Origin of the sequence: Bartonella sp. CL63NXGY, from assembly GCF_042194905.1 — a bacterium.
Lineage (GTDB): Bacteria > Pseudomonadota > Alphaproteobacteria > Rhizobiales > Rhizobiaceae > Bartonella.
The window spans coordinates 35799-56312 of sequence record NZ_JBHINK010000010.1 but is presented as its reverse complement, the minus strand read 5'-3'; the positions used below and the strand labels follow the sequence as shown (position 1 = coordinate 56312).

Below are 20514 nucleotides of genomic sequence, written 5' to 3'. Positions count from 1 at the left end.
CCGTTCTTTACTCTCTTTAAGAGTGAAATGAACGAAATACTTTTAAAAAATCCGCTCTTATTTCCTAGAGAGCCTTTCCGTTACCTTTTCACGCCCTAAAAGCTGCAAAATTTTTCCCATTTCAGGTCCATGATCCATGCCCGTAAGTGCCTGACGTAATGGCATAAATAAAGCTTTTCCTTTTCGACCTGTTTTTTCTTTTAATGCTGTTGTCCAAATTTTCCAACTTTCCTCATTCAAAGCACCTTCAGGTAAGAAATCGAGTGATTGGTGCACAAAAGCACGATCCTCTAGTGCTACTGTATCAAAATTCTGTTCATCATGAATGATTTTCCACCAAAAAACAGCATCATTGACTTTATTAATATTGCTTCTTATCGCGTTCCAGAAATATTCCGCCTTATCTCCCTCAATAGAAAGTTTTTTAAGGCGCATTTTTACTTCCTCATAGGTTAACTCATGGACAAGATGACTATTCAAAGCAAGAAGATCAGCAATATCAAATTTTGCAACGGATCTTGACGTATCTTGGAGATTAAAATGCTCTAAAAGCGCAGCTTGATTGGGATAGGGATGCACATTTTGCGATGTCCCAATCAAAACGGCAAGGCATTGAACAGCTATAGATTCAAATCCTTCTTCCCGTAGAGAACGAATAGAAAGATCATTATTACGTTTTGAAAATCCTTTTCCTAAAACTGTCGCCAATAAATTGGTATGAGCAAAAACCGGTAATTCTGCATTAAGAGCTTTAAAAAGAGCAATTTGAGCGCCTGTATTTGTAATATGATCATCCCCACGAATAATATGCGTAATAGCCATATCTACATCATCAACAATAGACGGCAATGTATAAAGATAGGTTCCATCTTCACGAATAAGAACAGGATCTGAAAGAGAAGCTAAATCAATCGTCTGCTTTCCCTTTATTGCATCATTCCAGCAAACTTCTGTTCGCTTTGTGTGTAAAGGATCACTTTCAAAATTAGGAAGAAGAAAACGCCAATGGGGTTTACGACCTTGTGATTCAAAGTTTTTTCTCTCTTCTGTTGTCAACTTCAATGCTGCACGGTCATAAACAGGAGGCAATTTGCGTGAAAGCTGGATTTTACGACGCCGCTCTAATTCCTCTGTTGTCTCATAACAAGGATAAAGAAGACCACGTTGTTTGAGAATTTCTGCCACTTCATCATATCGATTAAATCGCTTGGATTGGTAATAAATTGCATCTGGTTGAATACCAAGCCATTCAAGGTCAACAGCAATAGCATCGATATATTCTTGTTTAGAACGTTCAATATCTGTATCATCATAGCGTAAAATAAATTCTCCCTTATACGCTTGCGCATAAAGCCAGTTGAAAAGCGCAATACGGATATTGCCAATATGAATATAACCTGTTGGAGAGGGAGCAAAACGAACTTTAACCATAAAATAATACTCAATTTTTATCGCGAAAATGATTGACTATGGGATAGCGACGATCGCGTCCGAAATTTTTGTAACTGATTTTTACACCAGGCGCAGATTGACGCCTTTTATATTCGGCACCATAAAGAAGCTGTTCAACTTTCGCAACAGTTTCTCGTGAATGTCCACGTTTAACAATATCACAAATACTCATGTCATTTTCTACAAGAGATTGTAAGATATCATCTAGAATAGGATAAGGCGGAAGAGAATCTTCATCTTTTTGATTTTCTCGCAGCTCTGCAGAAGGCGCTTTTTCTATAATATTGGATGGAATGACAATCCCTTCTGGTCCTCTTAAATTGTGCAAGTGATTTTTATTGCGCCACTCAGCTAATGCATAAACCTGCATTTTATAAATATCTTTAAGAGGATTAAACCCGCCATTCATATCCCCATACAGTGTTGCATATCCCACAGCCATTTCTGACTTATTGCCTGTCGTTACCACCATTGAACCGAATTTATTTGAAAGAGCCATTAAAACTGTACCGCGTATACGACTTTGAAGATTTTCCTCTGTGACGTCAGAGGGTAACCCTGAAAAAACAGGTGCCATTGTTTCAAGAAAAGCTTCAACAGCTTGCTCAATCGGTATGATTTCATAACGACATCCCAAAAGATCAGCACATTCTTTAGCATCTTTTAATGATTCTTGCGAAGTATAATGATAGGGCATCATAATGGTGCGAACCCTCTCAGCACCAAGAGCATCCACCGCCATTGCCGTACACAGGGCTGAATCAATTCCTCCTGAAAGACCAAGAATAACATCCTTAAAGCCGTTTTTATTAACGTAATCTTTCAACCCCAAAACACAAGCTTGATAATCAGCCGCTAATCCATTGAGAAGACTTTCATTAGGACCTGAAATACAGTGCCATCCCGTCGTTGTTTTTTGCCAATGGCTTAAAGCAATATGGCTATCAAAGTGTTTCATTTGAAATATCTTTTTGCCTTGTCCATTCAAGGCAAAAGACCCACCATCAAAAACGAGCTCATCTTGACCACCTACTTGATTAGCGTAGATAATTGGCACTCCAGATTGTAGAGCTTGCGTATGAATAACATCTATACGTTTTAAAGTTTTATTACGATAGTAGGGAGATCCGTTAAGGACAAGAATAATTTCCGCTCCTTTATCTTTAAGCTCTGTACTCAGAGAGGAATCATTCCAAAGATCCTCACAAATGACTATTCCTAATTTGATTCCATGATAGACAATAGGCTGAGGACGTGGACCTGAAGAAAATAAACGCTTTTCATCAAATTCAGCATAATTAGGTAAATCAAACTTCAAACTTTCGGCTATGACTCTCCCTTCATCAAGAACCATGACAGCGTTGTAAATATTACCATTGCGCCTTAATGGAAGACCAATGACAATTCCTGGTCCGCCTACGGTTATCTTTGCTAATTTCTCAACAGTCTCTTCACATGTTTTTGTAAAAGCAGGTTTTAGAACAAGATCTTCCGGCGGATAAGCGCTTATAAAAAGTTCCGTGAATAAAACAAGATCAGCCCCCTCTTCTTTGGCCTTTTGATGCGCCATGACAGCTAAAGAAAAATTCCCCTCAATATCACCGACAATAGGATTTAATTGGGCAATTGATACCCGAAAATCATTTTTCATAAGCCTTTGTATCATTTCATCAGTTTAGCAACCACAACTTTATTCCTCATCATCGGAAATATCACTTTTTTAAAAATTCTCTTCTGCCATAATGACCTAAAAAAAATATTAAGTAAATTTTTGCCTACCCCTCAGCAGCAATTGCTAACGAGTCAGTCGCACGATTTTTTTTAAGGAGTTCAGCAACAAGAAAAGCCAATTCTAACGCTTGATCTGCATTTAGCCGAGGATCACATTGCGTATGATAACGATCAGATAGATCGTCCACAGAAATGGCATGCGCCCCTCCTGTACATTCAGTAACATCACGACCTGTCATCTCAATATGAATGCCCCCTGGATAAGTTCCTTCTCCACGATGCACTGCAAAAAAATTCTCTACTTCTTTTAAAACATAATCAAAGGGACGCGTCTTATAACCATTGGCAGTAATTGTATTGCCATGCATTGGATCACATGACCATATAACCGCACGCTTCTCGCGTTCAACGGCACGGATGAGTTTAGGCAGATAACGTTCAACTTTATCATAACCAAAGCGCGTAATGAGAGTAAGCCGCCCCAACTCGTTTTCAGGATTTAAAATATCAATTAATTTTAAAAGCTCATCAGACTCAATGGAAGGACCACATTTTAATCCTATAGGATTTTTAATGCCGCGACAATATTCAACGTGAGCATGGTCAATCTGACGCGTACGGTCACCAATCCATAGCATATGACCAGATGTTGCATACCAATTTCCTGAAGTTGAATCAATCCGAGTCAAAGCCTCTTCATAACCAAGCAACAGTGCTTCATGACTGGTATAAAAAGATGTTTCACGCAATGAAGAATGTGTTTTGGATGTAATCCCTATAGAACGCATAAAATCAATTGCTTCAGAAATACGCTCTGCCAATAATTCATAACGTTCCCCCTGCGGACTGTTAGAAACAAAACTCAACATCCATGTGTGAACATTTTCTAAATTAGCATAGCCACCTTGTGAAAAAGCACGCAATAGATTAAGTGTTGCCGCAGATTGGCGATAAGCCATAGACATCCGTTGCGGATCTGGAATACGAGAACCGGCTTCAAATTCAATGCCATTAATAATATCCCCACGATAAGCAGGAAATTCAACCCCCTCTTTTCTTTCTATATCAGAAGAGCGAGGCTTTGCAAATTGACCAGCAATACGACCAATCTTAACAACCGGTTTAGAACTACCAAAGGTTAAAACAATCGCCATTTGCAAAAATACGCGAAAAAAATCACGGATATTATCAGCTTCATGTTCTGCAAAGCTTTCGGCACAATCACCACCTTGTAATAAAAAAGCTTGGCCTTTCGCAACGGCTGCTAATTCATTTTTTAAATCACGTGCTTCACCGGCAAAAACTAAAGGAGGATAGCTTCTCAGTTTTCGCTCAACATCTTCTAACATAGACTTATCCGGATAAGTCGGAACTTGTTTAATTGGCCTTGTTCTCCAAGTGTCAGGCGCCCATTCTTTTATCATTACACTCTCTCTAAAGATTAAGCTTAAAGATTAGCATATCAAAAACTTTTTACCATAATATATGCTGTTTAACTTTCTATTTTCTTCCCATTTTCATATATATAACTTGGTTTATACATTGTTACCAATTCTTCTGCCATCGTTGGATGCACTGCCATCGTCTCGTCAAAGATATCCTTCGTCAGCTTACCCTTGAGAGATATCCCTATAAGCTGTGCCATCTCACCAGCATTTTCCCCTAAAATATGAGCGCCCACAACAATACGGCTTTCACCATCAACAATGAGTTTCATAAGCATTTTCTCTGAACTACCAGAAAGAACATTACGCATAGGACGAAAAACTGTACGATAAATTTCAAGACGCTTATAACGCTTTACCGCCTCTTCTTCTGAAAGACCCACCGTTCCAATCTCTGGCTGTGAAAAAACTGCTGTTGTAATTAAATCATAATCAGGTGTTGTGGGAATATTCTCAAATGCTGTCTTAACAAAACACATTGCATCATGAATCGCAACAGGTGTTAATTGAATATGACCTGTTACATCACCAACAGCCCAAATATGGGGGATATTTGTTGTCATTTTCTCATCAACAACAACTGCACCAAATTCATCCACTTGAACACCTGCCCTATCAAGTCTTAAACCCGTTGTATTTGGTACACGCCCCGTAGCCAACATAATCTGATCGGCACTGATTATTTTCCCATTTGATAAAACAACTTCATAACAATTTTCTGCAGCCTGCACTTTAGAAATTGTTATTCCGTAGAGAATAGAAATCCCTTTTTCAATCATTGCATCGCTGAGCAATTGCCGCAAATCATGATCAAAATTACGAAGGATTAAATCACTCCGATGGAGGAGTGTTGTTTTTACACCTAATTCATGAAAAATATTAGCAAATTCAACACCAATATACCCTCCACCAACAATGACTATTGATTTTGGGAGTTGATCAAGGTCAAAAATCTCATTAGAAGTAAGGCAAAATTCACCACCTTCTATGGGAGTATTTTGTGCAAATTTTGCTCCCGTTGCAATCAAAATTTTTTCTGCACTTACCCGCTCACCCGTGGCAGAAAGCTCTAATGTGTGATCATCTATAAAAGTAGCACGACTTTCATAAATATGCACATTGTTATTTTCTAATCCCTTACGATACAGCCCTTCTAACCTTGATATTTCTTTATTTTTAGCTGCAACCAACTTTTCCCAGCTAAAAATTGGATCCGCATATTCCCACCCAAAACCAACACTTTTCTTAAATTCTTTTACATATTGTGATGCATAAACATAAAGTTTTTTGGGAACGCAACCACGAATAACACAAGTGCCCCCTATACGATATTCCTCTGCTATAGCGACCCGCTTGCCAAGACCTCCAGCAAGCCGTGCTGCACGCACTCCACCAGAACCACTTCCAATAACAAATAAATCAAAATCAAAAGAGCCCACGAATTATTCCTTCTTATATAGCTGCAAGAGTAGGCTAAGGTCTTTTATTATCAAATGAAAGTCTTTTTTTCTTTTGAAGAAGCATTTTTTATAAAGCAGTATTCTAAAAAGACCTACTCTCATTAAAATATTAAAAACGGCGGGAAAACCGCCGCTATAAAAAAAATCAGAAATTGCCCATTGTTGTCATGATATCGATCAAGCTATTTTTTATTTTCTGAAGATTCTGATTTTATTGGCATATTTGTAGGCATAGTAGAATTATTCAAATTAAGTGTTTCAGACATCTCTTTTTTCACATTTTCTACAAGATCCCGCATAAGAGCAGTACGCCATATATCAAATGCTGAATAAGAATCACGTGCAATATTGGGGACTTCTGTCAAAAACTTTTTACCGGTATCAGAATTATAAAATGTTGTTATCGCATCAAGCTCTTTTTGAGTAAAATATTTTGCATATACATGAGCAATCTCTTTTTCTAGATCAGAGCGCCTTTTAATTAAAGCAAGCGCCTGCTTATCAACAATATCAGAAATAGCTGTTGCTAAATTCGGATCATCGCTGATCAGTTCATTTTTGAAATCATGGACCGCATTTGGTAAAAAACTATCAAATTGATCCGTTGCATGAATAGCTCTGATTGCCTTTCGCGCTGAATCCAAATGTTGATCACTCACACCTTGTGCATAAACCGTTCCAACATTTACAAAAAAAATAGCAATTACACCAAAATATACGACAAAACGCTGAAAAGAAAATATTATTTTCATTTAATGATTACCCCGATAGCTAATTATAATTTTAATTCGTTATTCTACCTAAAATCTTTAAGACCCTTTATTTACTGTGCTAACATATCATCATGTAAATGCCTTTTCTAAAAATCAAACGGTTCTAAAACTTTTATTTGACCATCAGCCATAGCGACAATTGCACGTGAAGCCAACCCCAAAAAAAGGCCATGCTCAACAACACCAGGAATAGCAAGAAGTGCATCCGATAATGGTTTTGGTTGCAAAATGCAGCCCCAAAATGCATCAAGAATAAAATGGCCACCATCTGTTTCAAAAGGATCTTTTCCATTCATTCGCAATGAAATTTTCCCAGAAAGCCCTAAATCATCAGCGACTTTTTCAATGGCTCTGCATGTTGTGTGGATACCAAATGGATTAACTTCAATTGGTAGTGCAAAAGCACCAAGTCTTTTTACCACCTTTGTTTCATCCGCAATGACAAGCATTGCACGAGATGCCGATGCTACAATTTTTTCATACAACAATGCTCCCCCTCCCCCTTTAATGAGCATCATCTCAGGACCAATTTCATCTGCTCCGTCAATATCAAGGTCCAGCTCAGGTATTTGTTCTAAAGTGCTAACAGGCACTCCAAACTTATGACAGAGTTGTTCAGAATATCTTGAAGTAGCAACACCAGTCACACGCAAACCATCCGCAACACGCTCACCTAGAAGACGAATAAATTCATTGACTGTCGAACCAGATCCGATACCAAGCCGCATACCATCTTCAACAAACTCAAGCGCTTTAATAGCTGCCATTTTTTTTAACTGCTGAACATTCATGAATGACTTTGCCTTCTATCCGTATAAGCAGCATTTATCACCCCTATTACCACCGATAATAATGATAATAAAAGATAACCTCTTGACGCAATCTATTTAAATTTACCATCATCTTTTGCTTGAAGAGATGTTACCCGTTATAGAAATATATGATAAGAATAAAATAGAATAATCAACAATTATCTTTTTTATTTCTTTGAGAAGATTTGTTAGCATTTTTTTCATTCAATAAGAATTTTTGATTTATCTTGTGCTATCAATAGGATGCACAAAGATGCACATATCAATTTTTTTGAAAAAATTAAAATGATCAGATATAAAAAATCATCTATTTCTAGAAAACTGTAGATTATTATCTCGTTTCAATGACGTTGATAACATTACCAATCTAAATACCGTAAAATATTATGAGAAAAGTCTTCTGTTATTTTTTGTTTTGTCATTATCCAAATGTGAAGCAAAATATGACCGATTATATGTTTTTATGAATGCTGTCTGTGCATATTCCATGGTCTATGAAACCCTAGAGAAGACCAAATAATATCTCCACCTTTGGTCATCATAACGCTTCCTCGTGATAACAATTGTTGAGGCATAAATATTATTTTTGCCTTCTTGTAACAAGTTGGATTATGCATCACAAATGTCTGAATGAGAATATCTGCCTCTACACATTGATCTGTTTCTCTCTGTAAAACGATCACTTTTAATCCATTATTCAATAAAGATGTACATACATGATAATCACAAATAAATTGTCCGTGCAACGAAGGACCATATTTTGTTGGTTTAATCGTTTCATTCACACGAAATGACTTTTTCCATATGGATGTCGTGAACTTAGAAATATGGTAACGATCGATATATAATTTTTTATCATGGATAACGCCCACGAGACGCATATTATCTGCTATAATCAGTTGTACAGGTGAATGCATTACACAAATAGAAATACCTGTCAAAATAAACAAACTAAAAAAGAGTCGGATGGGTGTTTTGAAAAAAGTCAGTCCAACCAAGCCTATACTCAATAAAACTAACGCTGATAACGGCATAAAACCAGGATTCAAATCAGGAGAAATAGCCTTGATAGCATGTGCAATCTTTATTACAAGATCAACTCCAAAACCCATAATTTGAAGAGGAAGCCATTCGAATCCTCCTAACATTGCAAGAACTGCGATTAATCCAAAGGGAATGACAAAAATTGAGATGACAGGCAAAGCAAAAGCATTACTAATAATGCTCAAAGATGCCATATTAGAAAAATGATAAGCAGCATAAATTCCACTTGCACTCCCTGCAACAAAGGAAGAAGCACATGTTGAAAGCATCGATGAGAAAACAAAATTTATCACTCCTCCTCCAACATAAGAGGGTGTTGTTTTTCTTTTACGAAAAAATGATCTTCCACTCCACCAATCAAAAAAAGCGATCAAAGCAGCAGTCGCAGAAAAGGACATTTGAAAGCTAGGACCTAATATTTCATGGGGTGTCATCGCTAGAGTTATCAACCCTGCAATGGAAAAATTACGCATTGTTATAGCAGAGCGATTACACAATATAGCAACCAACATAACAGCAATCATCACAAAACTTCTTTGCGCTGATATTGCTAAGCCCGACAATAACAAATAAAAAGCTGTTATCATAAAAGCAACGATAGCAGCAAATTTTTTACTGGAATAATAGGAAGAAAAAACTGGAAAAAATGCTAAAAAACTACGGATACTCAAAAGAACTATGCCGCTTAACAACGCCATATGTAAACCTGATATTGATAAAATATGAGCTAATCCAGCTGTACGTAATGCTTCATTTGTCTCATTTGAAATACCAGCACGCTGCCCTGTTATGAGGGCAGCTGCAACACTCCCCTTTTCTCCTTCAAGGGCTATATGGATTCTTTGTGTCATCTTCGTGCGTAAATTTTCAATTTTCTGTAGAATGATAGCGAATATTCCATCAGGCTGCGAAACGAATATTTTTCTTGGTTTTTCTAAATAAACGCCTTGTGCTCCAATTCTTTTAAAATAATTATGAAAACTAAAATCGTAGCCTCCTGGACGCACAGGCCCAGAGAATGCACGAATCTTAACTTTTCCATGCAGTCCATCACCAATCGCTAAGCCAGATGGCAAATATCTTGCCGATAAACGAACACGATGAAGACTATGGCGTAATACAGGATTTTCTGTATTCAAAATCTCCAAAACTAAACGAAATCCTCCTTTGGCACCTGACTCAATAGAAACAATTCTTCCCGTCAATGTAGTGACAATGTCACTGCTTAGCATGGGTGTTGCAATACGCCATGTTTCTATTTTTGCCGCTAAAGCACCCAATATAATACAAAACAGAAACCCCACGGGAATCCATATTTTTCGATAAAAACGTGCAACATAGAATATTCCCAGAAAAATACTGACCAACGCCCCCAATTGTCCCCAACTTGGTTCCCACTCTAAATGAAAATAGAAAATGATTCCTAGGGCAAAAAAGACTAAAATCAGCGAAAAAAGGATACCAAAAGAAACTTCTTTATTGATACAATCTTCTAACCATTTGCGAAAAAAAATGATTACTTCTTTTAAGAGTGTCAATAAAAAAAGTTTTTGTTGGTTATAGCTACCGTTCTTTGCATCATCATATCTAGAAAAAACACTCTGCCCTATCTGACATGGCTTTTTTCCTTCTGTAACAGATTTTTCGGATAAACCCTCTTTACTTTTATAAAACATCAGTCCCCCACTTTAACTCGCAATACGGCTATTGCACGCCCCATCACTTATGCTAACATGACTTTTCTATAAAATTCCATAAGTAATATCTTAGTTTAAAGGAAAATATTCGTGTCTGTTATTACTCGTTTTGCCCCTTCACCCACTGGCTTCCTTCATATTGGTGGTGCTCGTACTGCTCTTTTTAATTGGCTTTATGCAAAACATACCGGTGGAAAAATGCTTTTACGAATTGAAGATACAGACCGAGAGCGTTCAACAGAAGCAGCTGTAAAAGCCATTATAGATGGCTTGCACTGGATGGGTCTTAGTTATGATGGCGCCCCTATTTCGCAATTCGAACGAGCAGAACGTCACCGCCAAATCGCTGAACAGTTGGTCAAGAATGGCAAAGCATATTATTGTTATGCTTCACCTGAGGAGTTAGCTGAAATGCGTGAAAAAGCCCGTTCAGAAGGGCGCCCACCACGTTATGATGGACGTTGGCGCGACCGTGATAGTTCTGAAGCTCCTAAAGGTGTTAAGCCTGTTATTCGCATCAAAGCCCCTCAAGATGGAGAAACGATTGTACATGATCGTGTTCAAGGTGATGTCCGTTTTCCTAATAAAGATCTCGATGACTTCATTATTTTGCGTTCTGATGGTTCGCCTACCTATATGCATGCTGTTGTCGTTGATGATCATGATATGGGCATCACACATATTATACGTGGTGACGATCATCTTACCAACGCAGCCCGACAAACGATTATCTTTAAAGCAATGGGATGGGACATTCCTGTTATGGCCCATATTCCTCTTATCCATGGTGAAAACGGTGCAAAATTATCAAAGCGACATGGTGCGCTCGGTGTTGATGCCTACCGAACAATGGGATATCTTCCTGCTGCTTTGCGCAATTACCTTGTCCGTTTAGGTTGGAGTCATGGTGATGACGAACTGATGTCACTTAAAGATATGATTTCTTGGTTTGATATTGAGGATATTAACAAAGGTGCTGCTCGTTTTGATCTCAAAAAGCTCGATTCCATCAACGGACACTATATGCGTATGAGTAATGATCAAGAACTTTTTGATGCCGCTCTTAATATTCTACCAGAAACCGATAGGGGAGCACAAATTATTGAAAAACTTGATGAAAAACGCCGTGTTCAATTTTTAAAAGCAATCCCGCATTTGAAAGAACGTTCAAAAACACTGTGCGAACTGATTGACAATGCCTCCTTCATTTTTACGCAACGACCTTTACAACTTGATGAAAAAGCTCAAATGCTCTTAGATAAAAATGGACGAACCATTTTAAACGATCTTTATCTTGCTCTGAAAGCGTGCCCCTCTTGGGATACAAAAACTCTAGATGAAACACTTCGCTCTTTTGTCCAAACACAGAATCTCAAATTTGGATCTATCGCCCAACCACTTCGCGCAGCTCTTACAGGATGTGCAACATCACCAGGTGTTTTGGATATTCTTATTTTATTAGGACGCGATGAATCCCTTCATCGCATCAAGGACCAACTTATCACAACAATATGCCCATGATGTGCACTGAGTATATTTCCTCAAATAAGGATCTATACAGATATCTCAACGCGCCCTAAAAGAGTTTTTTATGTTATATCATTGAAATACATTTCTTATTGAGTAATAATGATCAATAAGGAAATATTTTTAGATTGCATGTACTCACTTTTAGAGGCAATCTACCCTTAATATAAGTAAGAAAAGCTTCAGTTATACATCCCCCACTCTGATGAAGCAGAGTCTTAATTTTTAGAAGTGAAGGATCTGAAAGGAATACCGAATGTCTGAGAATAACGCATATATTATTGTGAATGATAAAAAAGTAGAGCTTCCCTTGCGTAAAGGCACGAGTGGACCTGAAGTCATTGAAATTGCTTCTCTCTACAAAAAAACCGATATTTTTACTTATGATCCTGGTTTTACTTCAACAGCTTCTTGTGAATCAAAAATTACTTATATCGATGGTGATAAAGGTATATTGCTTTATCGTGGTTATCCTATTGATCAATTGGCTGAAAAAGGAGACTTTCTCGAAAGTTGTTATCTTTTACTTTATGGTGAACTCCCAACACAGCAAGAAAAAAATGAATTTGATCGATGTATTATGCAGCATACCATGGTACACGAACAGTTTGCACGCTTCTTCCATGGCTTCCGTCGTGATTCTCATCCTATGGCCGTCATGGTTGCCTGCCTTGGCGCTATGTCTGCGTTCTATCACGACTCTATTGATATTACAGATCCTCACCAGAGAATGATTGCTTCTGTTCGTCTTATCTCAAAAGTTCCAACGCTTGCTGCTATGGCCTATAAATACAGTATCGGACAAGCATTTGTTTATCCACGTAATGATCTTAATTATGCTGCAAATTTCCTCCATATGTGCTTTGCAGTTCCTTGTGAAGAATATAAAACAAACCCTGTGCTTGCTCGGGCGATGGATCAAATCTTTATCCTTCATGCAGATCATGAACAAAATGCTTCTACATCTACGGTACGTCTTGCTGGATCCTCGGGTGCTAATCCGTTTGCCTGTATTGCAGCAGGAGTTGCATGCCTTTGGGGACCAGCACATGGTGGTGCCAATGAAGCATGTCTAAAAATGCTACAAGAAATAGGTTCTATTAAAAGAATTCCTGAATTTATTGCACGTGCAAAAGATAAAAATGATCCTTTCCGCCTTATGGGCTTTGGGCACCGTGTCTATAAAAATTATGATCCACGTGCAAAAATCATGCAAAAAACCTGTCATAAAGTTTTAAAAGAACTCAACATTCAAGATGACCCTCTTCTTGATATTGCAATAGAGCTTGAAAAAATTGCCTTAAGTGATGAATATTTTATTGAGAAAAAGCTTTATCCCAATGTTGATTTCTATTCCGGCATTACATTAAAAGCTCTAGGTTTTCCAACTGAAATGTTTACTGTCCTTTTTGCATTGGCGCGCAGTGTCGGGTGGGTGGCACAATGGAAAGAAATGATTGAAGACCCTGCACAAAAAATTGGTCGTCCTCGACAACTCTACACAGGCTATGCTATGCGTGACTATGTTCCTATAGATGAACGTGCAAATTAAAAAAAGAGATCAATAAAGCTTCAATTTACTGAAGCTTTATTGAGAGTAATCAAAAAACATCCTTTAAGAATTTTTATAAAACGTGATTTTAAAACTCTTTCTACAGAGATAACATCATCATAAAAATTTACTAAAAAATTCTAAGTTTTAGCTCTGTAAAGAAATTGAGAATACTTTTCTGCGAATTAGCCAAACATTTAGCAAAAAGAAATTGAAAATTTTACCTTATAATCCTCATTATCTTTAATAGAAATGTATTCCCTATCATTCCCCCATGTTTAAAAGCCCTATTACATATTAAAATCTAGCAATGTCAGAATTTTTCTTTCTATCTTCTTCAGATAAAATTGCAAAAGGCTTACATTAAGTGCTTTTCTAAGATGCCAAAACTTCTTATCCCTCTTCAAATAGATTCGAATAAAAATACTTTACATTTTGTCCTGTTAAGAGCTGAAATTTTCTTTGTATTTAAGTTAATAGTTTTTCTTTTAAAGATAAATTATTGATTTTTTAAGTAAAATCATTAAATCATATAATCAATAGAGGTGTCCTTCTTTCCTGTATTTTTTATTCCCATACTTGATAAAAAGAAATTATTTTTTGACAATGATATTCAGCATAATGATAGCAAAATGACCACAGATAAATTTTTTACATTGCTCCAAAAGAGCTTACAGATTATAAAAATTCATGATGGTTTCATATTTGCCAGCTTATCTAATAGGAGAACATAATGAAATTATTAGCAGGAGCTCTTATAATAAGCGCGACACTATTTACCCTATCGGCCAATTCTCAAACGCTGAAAATTGCAAGCGATGCTTCTTATCCGCCATTTAGTTATATTGACTCAAATAACGAACTTCAAGGGTTTGATATTGATATATCTTATGCTCTTTGCAAAAAAATGAATGTTGAATGTACTATTGTCACACAAGACTTCGAGGGGATGATTCCCGGTCTTCTTGCCAAAAAATACGATGCTATTGTTTCTTCCCTTTCTCCTACAAAAGAGCGCTTACAAAAAATTGATTTTACAGATCCTTACTACAATACAGCACTCGCTGTTATTGTTACCAAAAATTCGGAAATTAAAGAAATCTCAACACAAGCCTTTAGAGGTAAAAACCTTGGTGTACAATCAAATACAACACAAGCTGCATATGCGGAAGATCATTATGCCTCTGAAGGAGTTAATATCAAACTTTATCCTACAGCAGCAGAAGTTAATCGTGATCTTTTAAGCCATCGGCTTGATATCATCATCTTTGATAAATTAAAAGCATTAAATTGGCTTGAAAATGAAGGAAAAGACTGCTGTCTCCTATTGGGAACTCTAGAAAAAACAAATTTTCCTATTGCAATTGCACTCCGTCAAAATAATAATGATCTTAAAAACAGTTTTAATAAAGCAATAGAAGAAATCCGCGCCGATGGAACCTATGAGAAAATTATGAGAAAATATTTTACTTTCGATATCGATTAGATCTCACTATGAATTAAAATTCAATCTGTATATTTAAGGAGTATCTTTAACTCTTTATTGGACATGCAGGTATAATTGGAAATTCGGCATTTCTATAAGAAAATTTACATTTATCAAAATAATTTTTAATTGTTCCTCAATATTTAAACACTTTATAGAATCTAATGACAACGATAAAGTTGTATTTTTATCGTATCAAAATCTAATTTTTTGATAATAATGCCCAACATAATGATCTAAAATAAGCATCAATAAATTTTTGAATTGCTCCAAAAAAGCTTACAGATTATAAAAACATAATGATTTCATATTTGCCCGCTTATCCAATAGGAGAACATCATGAAATTATTAGCAGGAGCTCTTATAATAAGCACCGTACTATTCACCCAATTGGCTGATGCGAAAACATTAAAAATTGCGAGTGAAGGCACCTACCCTCCCTTTAGTTATATTGACTCAAATAATAAATTGCAGGGACTTGATATTGATATATCTTATGCACTTTGTAAAAAAATGAATGTTGAGTGTACTATTGTTACACAAGACTTCGAGGGAATGATCCCTGGACTTATTGCAAAAAAATATGATGCTATCATTGCTTCCCTCTCTCTCACACAAGAGCGCTTACAAAAAATTGACTTCACAGATCCTTACTACGATACAGCACTGGCTGTTATCGTTACCAAAGCTTCGGGAATTAAAGAAATCTCGACACAAGACTTTAGAGGTAAAAATCTTGGTGTGCAATCAAATACAACACAAGCTTTCTATGCAGAAGATCATTATGCTTCTAAAGAGGTGAAAATCAAACTCTACCCTTCCACAATAGAAGTGAATCGTGACCTTTTAAATCATCGACTTGATGTGATTATTGTTGATAAATTACAAGCATTAAATTGGCTTAAAAATGAAGGAAAAGATTGCTGTCTCCTCTTGGGAACTCTAGAAGAAACAAGATTTCCTATTGCAATTGCAGTCCGTCAAAATAATAATGAACTTAAAAATAAGTTCAATAAGGCGCTAAAAGAAATCCGTTTGGATGGAACTTATGAAAAAATTATGAGAAAGTATTTTACAGGTGATGTTTATTAAATATCGATATGATATTTAAATGAAACCTACTGGTTATTGCTAAAAAATATTATCGAACTCTTTCATGAGGAACACAGGAATGATTGAAAATTTAGCATTGCTATCATTTAGCAATGGTGGATGGGGAGTGGTTATACTTTCCAGTGCAGGAATGACTTTGTCATTGGCATTATGTTGTGGCTTTCTAGGATTTCCTCTAGGACTTCTCAATGCAGTGATGATTCGATCCAATATTAAGATGGCCAAAGCTATGGCACGCCTCTTTTCAACAGTATTCCGTGGGCTACCAGAGCTTTTAACTTTGTTTTTAGTTTACTACGGATTACAAAGCCTTATTCAAAATTTATTTGACTATTTTAATTTTGAAATCATGTTCAGTATCAATGCATTTGTTGCTGGTGTTCTTGCACTTAGTATGGTTCTTGCAGCTTTTTCTTGTGAAGTTTGGCTTGGAGCATTTAATATTTTTGATAAAGGTCAATATGAAGCGGCTAAAGCTTTAGGACTTTCACGGTCAACCACATTTTTTCGTATTGTCTTCCCTCAGCTCATCCGAAATGCCTTGCCAGGACTTTCTAATAATTGGCTTACTTTACTGAAAGATACATCCCTTGTTTCTACCATCGCGCTTGTTGACCTCATGCGACAAACGAATTTAGCTGTCGCTGCTACCAATAAACCCATGCTATTTTATTTTGTAGCATGCTTACTCTATTTGTTATTTTCAGCGGTTTTTACTGCAATCTTACGCCATTTGGAAACATACACTCAAATAGGCTATAAAAAGGTGCTAGGTCAATGATTCCTGAGTGGCTTTATTTCCTTTTTAATCCTGATCTTTTAAGCCATTATGGACCCAAATTTATTAATGGCTTTATTGTTACTGTTGAGCTTGTTTCTATCTCTTGTTCTCTAGGTCTTTTTCTTGGTATGCTTATCGCTTTTGCTCGTCTATCAAAGAATACATTTTTACAATATTTTGCAAATGCTTATGTCTATTTTTTCCGTGGCTCTCCTTTATTAGCTCAACTCTTTCTTTTTTATTATGGGCTTGGGTCAATGAATAGTTTTTGGCAACAGGTGGGACTATGGTGGTTTTTTCAAAACGCGTGGTATTGTTGTCTTTTTATTTTTACACTCAATTCTGCTGCCTATCAATCTGAGATCTTTAAAGGAAGTTTTTTATCCGTAACAACTGGACAACGTGAAGCATCAAAAGCTTTAGGTTTAAGCAACTCTGTCACATTTTTTAGAGTTATTCTTCCACAAGCAATGATTGTAGCATTACGCCCCCTAGGAAATGAGTTGATTTTAATGATTAAATCCAGTGCTGTTGCCTCACTTATTACTGTTTATGATTTAATGGGAGTTGCTAAACTCACTTATTCACGGACTTTTGATTTTCAAGTTTACGTTTGGGCTGCTCTTATCTATCTCTTTATCGTTGAACTCATTCATCGTTTTATTGTTTTTATCGAACAGCGCCTCACTCGATATTTACGTTAAATAAAATGATCATAAAAAACTTTACCAAACCAAAATGTTGAATTAATCACGTTATTCATCAATGAAAGAATAAAATAAGATGAATTTGAAAAATAATAAATCGATCTCTCCCAATAAAAAACCAGTGATCTCTATTCAAAATCTAAATAAATGGTATGGAAACTTTCAGGTCCTACATGATATCAACTTTAATGTTCAAGCTGGTGAACATATCGTTATTTGTGGACCATCCGGATCAGGAAAATCAACGTTAATTCGTTGTATTAATCAATTAGAACAAGCACAAAAAGGTTCAATCTGTATCCATAACGTTGATATCCATACCGCTCCTATACAACAGCAAAAAAAAGTTCTTCGTAAGATAGGAATGGTCTTTCAGAATTTTAATTTATTTCCCCACATGAGCGTTATACAAAATTGTATTTTAGCACCTATGACCGTTCAAGGGCTTTCCAAACAACAAGCACAAGAACGGGCAATTCGTTACTTAACACATGTTGGTATTGAAAAACACTGTGAAAAATATCCTTTACAACTTTCTGGTGGGCAACAACAACGTGTTGCGATTGCCCGTGCACTTTGTATGGAACCTGAAGTCATGCTTTTTGATGAACCAACCTCTGCTCTTGATCCAGAAAGTGTGGGAGAAGTTTTGGAAGTGATGGCTCGATTGTCCGACACAGGGATCACAATGCTTTGTGTTACCCATGAAATGGGCTTCGCACGTAAAGTCTCAGAAAGAATACTCTTTCTAGAAAATGGAAAAATTGTTGAAGATACAGCCTCTGAAGAATTTTTTACCAATCCTAAAAGCCAACGTGCTTGTAATTTTCTTGCTAAAATTAAATATTAATCATTAAAATATTGCTTTATTTATACAATTTTATTCCTGTTTTTTTAAAAGAGCGATAATTGTTTGTGCGCCAACAACCCCTGATGGTACTTCAGTTTTCATTTTCTGTTCTACCATCTCAAAGGCATCAAGTTGTGCCTGTCGCAATAAAGGATTAGCCAAAAGTTGTTCTACTTGTCTTGCTAACATACCAGGACGGATTAATTCATTCAAATATTCCGAAACAATAGGCTTATCAGCAATAATATTTGGAAGAGCAGCACTCCATAACATCATTTTAGGAAAAATAAATAATTTAGAAAAACGATCAAGTTTATAGCAAAGAACCATAGGAATTTTTGCTAAGGCTAATTCAAGTGAAACAGTTCCATGTGCCGCAAGAGCAACATCTGCTTGTGCAAAAGCACGCCATTTTTCATCTTCACCAACGACAATTTCTATCTTGCTTTTCCAGCCTTGCACAAAATCACGGATTCTATCTACCAAATGAGGTAAGGTTGGTAAAATAATACGTAAATGAGGAATACGTTGTACAAGAATCTCTACTGTTTCTCGAAAAATAGGCATTAAGGAACGAATTTCTAAATTGCGTGATCCTGGCAAAATAACTAATGTAGGCGATGATATTTGTGTATCGATCAAATTTCTTTGTTCTAATTGGCTTTTTTTTTCTGACTGAACTCTCAAAAGGGGAGGATATGTCAAAAGACGATGTCCAACATAGGTCGTGGCAGGGCCTCCCAAATCTTGCATAATCTTTTCTTCAAAAGGAAAAACCGCTAAAACATGATCAACAAATCCACGCATAGCTTTTGCACGCTCTGGCCTCCATGCCCAAACGGTTGGTGCAATATATTTAATAATAGGAATAGAAGGCGCTAAAGCACGTACCTTTTTTGCAATACGATGTGTGAAATCAGGACTATCAATAATAATTAAACAATCAGGTTGTTCTTGTGCAATAAATTTGGATAAATTGCGAATATGTAGCAACAACAATGGTAGTTTTTTCAATACTTCCTTTAAACCTATTAAAGCAATATCATGGGAATCAAAAAAGCTTTTTAAACCTAATGCCTTTAAATGCCTCCCCCCAACACCAATCAAATGAATATTGCATCCTATCTGTTGTGATAAACAAGTAATTAAATCGGCCCCAAGTAAATCACCAGATTCCTCACCTGAAACCACAGCAATCTTTAAGAAACAATTATTCATGACCAAACCTTTCAAATGTCTCTATAAATAGAGAATATTTGTTGGCTTTTTCTATTGTTGTTTTCACCGATAATATTAGACTTCTATTTGCCTCCACCGCAACACCAGATAAACCACTCTTTGCAATATTCATTATTGTCGCTGGCCCAATTGATGGCAAATCAACGCGATTATCCTGTTGTGGTTTTGCACATTTTACAAGAATGCCACCTTTAAGGGGAATTTGCCCTCTTTCTCGCATTTCACAAACACGCCACAACATATTATCAGTTCCCTCAGCACCCTCCAGAGCAACCACCCTTCCTTGGACAACGACAACGGCTTGCCCGATATCTAATTGACCTAAAAGCTTTGCTGCTTCTACTGCTAAAAAAATATCTTTTTTCTCTTTTGGAGTAGCGCGCCGTACTGTTAAATTAAATTCTATGGGAGCTAAAAGATCTGGGACTATTTCGTGAGCACCGATAACACAAAAACCGTGTGCTTCAATAACCCGTATAAAAGCTTTTAATAACGCATCGTCCCCCCTCTTCAAAGCTCCGATTAACTTAGGAAGAGCTAAAAATGTTGTCCAGTCCAGTCGCAATTGTTTAAGAAGTGGACGCTTTTTCACACCACCTGCCAAAACAACATTATATACACCAGCCTCTTTTAAAATTTTAACGAGTCGCGCTAACTCTACAATTGATAGCTCGCAATGCTCATAGCGATAAAGAACAGAATCTGCCTCACCATGCAAAAGCACAAGAAAAGGATTTTCTCCATTCTTCTCAAGAGTCTGCGCAACAGTAATCGGTAGAACACCATTTCCTGCTATAATAGCAGTACGGCCGGAAAGAAAACTTCTGGCTCCCCAAATAGGCATT

Annotated in this window: 16 protein-coding genes; 7 read left to right on the top strand and 9 right to left on the bottom strand. The window is 36.6% G+C overall.

The window, feature by feature from the left end:
* Window positions 1–57: 57 nt before the first annotated feature.
* The 7 genes from gltX (ACFIK0_RS06430) to ACFIK0_RS06400 all read right to left on the bottom strand — a co-directional run bounded on the left by gltX (ACFIK0_RS06430) (window position 58) and on the right by ACFIK0_RS06400 (window position 10393).
* The gene (gltX, locus tag ACFIK0_RS06430) at window positions 58–1431 is read right to left on the bottom strand and encodes a glutamate--tRNA ligase (RefSeq protein ID WP_273790689.1); all 1374 of its coding nucleotides are present in this window, start codon (window positions 1429–1431) and stop codon (window positions 58–60) included.
* Between the two features lie 10 nt (window positions 1432–1441).
* Window positions 1442–3103, bottom strand: coding sequence for an NAD+ synthase (locus ACFIK0_RS06425; protein ID WP_375663671.1), 1662 nt, complete (start codon window positions 3101–3103; stop codon window positions 1442–1444).
* A gap of 124 nt (window positions 3104–3227) precedes the next feature.
* Window positions 3228–4607 (bottom strand): class II 3-deoxy-7-phosphoheptulonate synthase, encoded by a 1380-nt coding sequence (locus ACFIK0_RS06420; protein ID WP_273790687.1) that lies wholly within the window; start codon window positions 4605–4607, stop codon window positions 3228–3230.
* 68 nt (window positions 4608–4675) lie between these two features.
* Window positions 4676–6067: a glutathione-disulfide reductase gene (gene gor, locus ACFIK0_RS06415; protein ID WP_273790686.1), complete on the bottom strand. Its 1392-nt coding sequence runs from the start codon at window positions 6065–6067 to the stop codon at window positions 4676–4678.
* Window positions 6068–6270: 203 nt separating this feature from the next.
* A complete protein-coding gene (locus ACFIK0_RS06410; protein WP_273790685.1) occupies window positions 6271–6840 on the bottom strand; it encodes a DUF2059 domain-containing protein in 570 nt (189 codons plus the stop codon).
* Between the two features lie 107 nt (window positions 6841–6947).
* Window positions 6948–7652 (bottom strand): ribose-5-phosphate isomerase RpiA, encoded by a 705-nt coding sequence (rpiA, locus tag ACFIK0_RS06405; RefSeq protein ID WP_273790684.1) that lies wholly within the window; start codon window positions 7650–7652, stop codon window positions 6948–6950.
* Between the two features lie 482 nt (window positions 7653–8134).
* Complete coding sequence (locus ACFIK0_RS06400; RefSeq protein ID WP_375663670.1) at window positions 8135–10393, bottom strand: ComEC/Rec2 family competence protein; 2259 nt, start codon at window positions 10391–10393, stop codon at window positions 8135–8137.
* A 111-nt stretch (window positions 10394–10504) separates the two neighbouring features.
* On the opposite strand from ACFIK0_RS06400, the gene gltX (ACFIK0_RS06395) reads away from it, so the two are divergent.
* From gltX (ACFIK0_RS06395) to ACFIK0_RS06365, 7 genes are all read left to right on the top strand, one after another.
* Window positions 10505–11935, top strand: a complete 1431-nt coding sequence (gene gltX / locus ACFIK0_RS06395) for a glutamate--tRNA ligase (protein ID WP_375663669.1) — start codon at window positions 10505–10507, stop codon at window positions 11933–11935.
* A 262-nt stretch (window positions 11936–12197) separates the two neighbouring features.
* The gene (gltA, locus tag ACFIK0_RS06390) at window positions 12198–13493 is read left to right on the top strand and encodes a citrate synthase (RefSeq protein WP_273790681.1); all 1296 of its coding nucleotides are present in this window, start codon (window positions 12198–12200) and stop codon (window positions 13491–13493) included.
* Window positions 13494–14226: 733 nt separating this feature from the next.
* Complete coding sequence (locus ACFIK0_RS06385; RefSeq protein ID WP_375631230.1) at window positions 14227–14979, top strand: transporter substrate-binding domain-containing protein; 753 nt, start codon at window positions 14227–14229, stop codon at window positions 14977–14979.
* Between the two features lie 339 nt (window positions 14980–15318).
* On the top strand, window positions 15319–16071 hold the full coding sequence (locus ACFIK0_RS06380; protein WP_375663668.1) for a transporter substrate-binding domain-containing protein: 753 nt from the start codon (window positions 15319–15321) through the stop codon (window positions 16069–16071).
* A 79-nt stretch (window positions 16072–16150) separates the two neighbouring features.
* Entirely contained in the window at window positions 16151–16873 is a 723-nt protein-coding gene (locus ACFIK0_RS06375; protein WP_273790678.1) for an ABC transporter permease, read from the top strand.
* Complete coding sequence (locus ACFIK0_RS06370; protein ID WP_273790677.1) at window positions 16870–17577, top strand: ABC transporter permease; 708 nt, start codon at window positions 16870–16872, stop codon at window positions 17575–17577. The genes ACFIK0_RS06375 and ACFIK0_RS06370 overlap by 4 nt, the downstream gene beginning before the upstream one ends.
* A gap of 79 nt (window positions 17578–17656) precedes the next feature.
* Window positions 17657–18430 carry an amino acid ABC transporter ATP-binding protein gene (locus ACFIK0_RS06365; RefSeq protein WP_273790676.1) on the top strand — a complete coding sequence of 258 codons (774 nt, stop codon included), beginning with the start codon at window positions 17657–17659 and terminating at the stop codon, window positions 18428–18430.
* 30 nt (window positions 18431–18460) lie between these two features.
* On the opposite strand, the gene lpxB is transcribed toward ACFIK0_RS06365, so the two are convergent.
* Together lpxB and ACFIK0_RS06355 are read right to left on the bottom strand one after the other, a co-directional pair.
* Window positions 18461–19648, bottom strand: a complete 1188-nt coding sequence (lpxB, locus tag ACFIK0_RS06360) for a lipid-A-disaccharide synthase (RefSeq protein WP_375631233.1) — start codon at window positions 19646–19648, stop codon at window positions 18461–18463.
* Window positions 19641–20513 carry an LpxI family protein gene (locus ACFIK0_RS06355; protein WP_375643547.1) on the bottom strand — a complete coding sequence of 291 codons (873 nt, stop codon included), beginning with the start codon at window positions 20511–20513 and terminating at the stop codon, window positions 19641–19643. Before ACFIK0_RS06355 ends, lpxB begins: the two co-directional genes overlap by 8 nt.
* Between the last annotated feature and the right edge of the window lies 1 nt (window position 20514).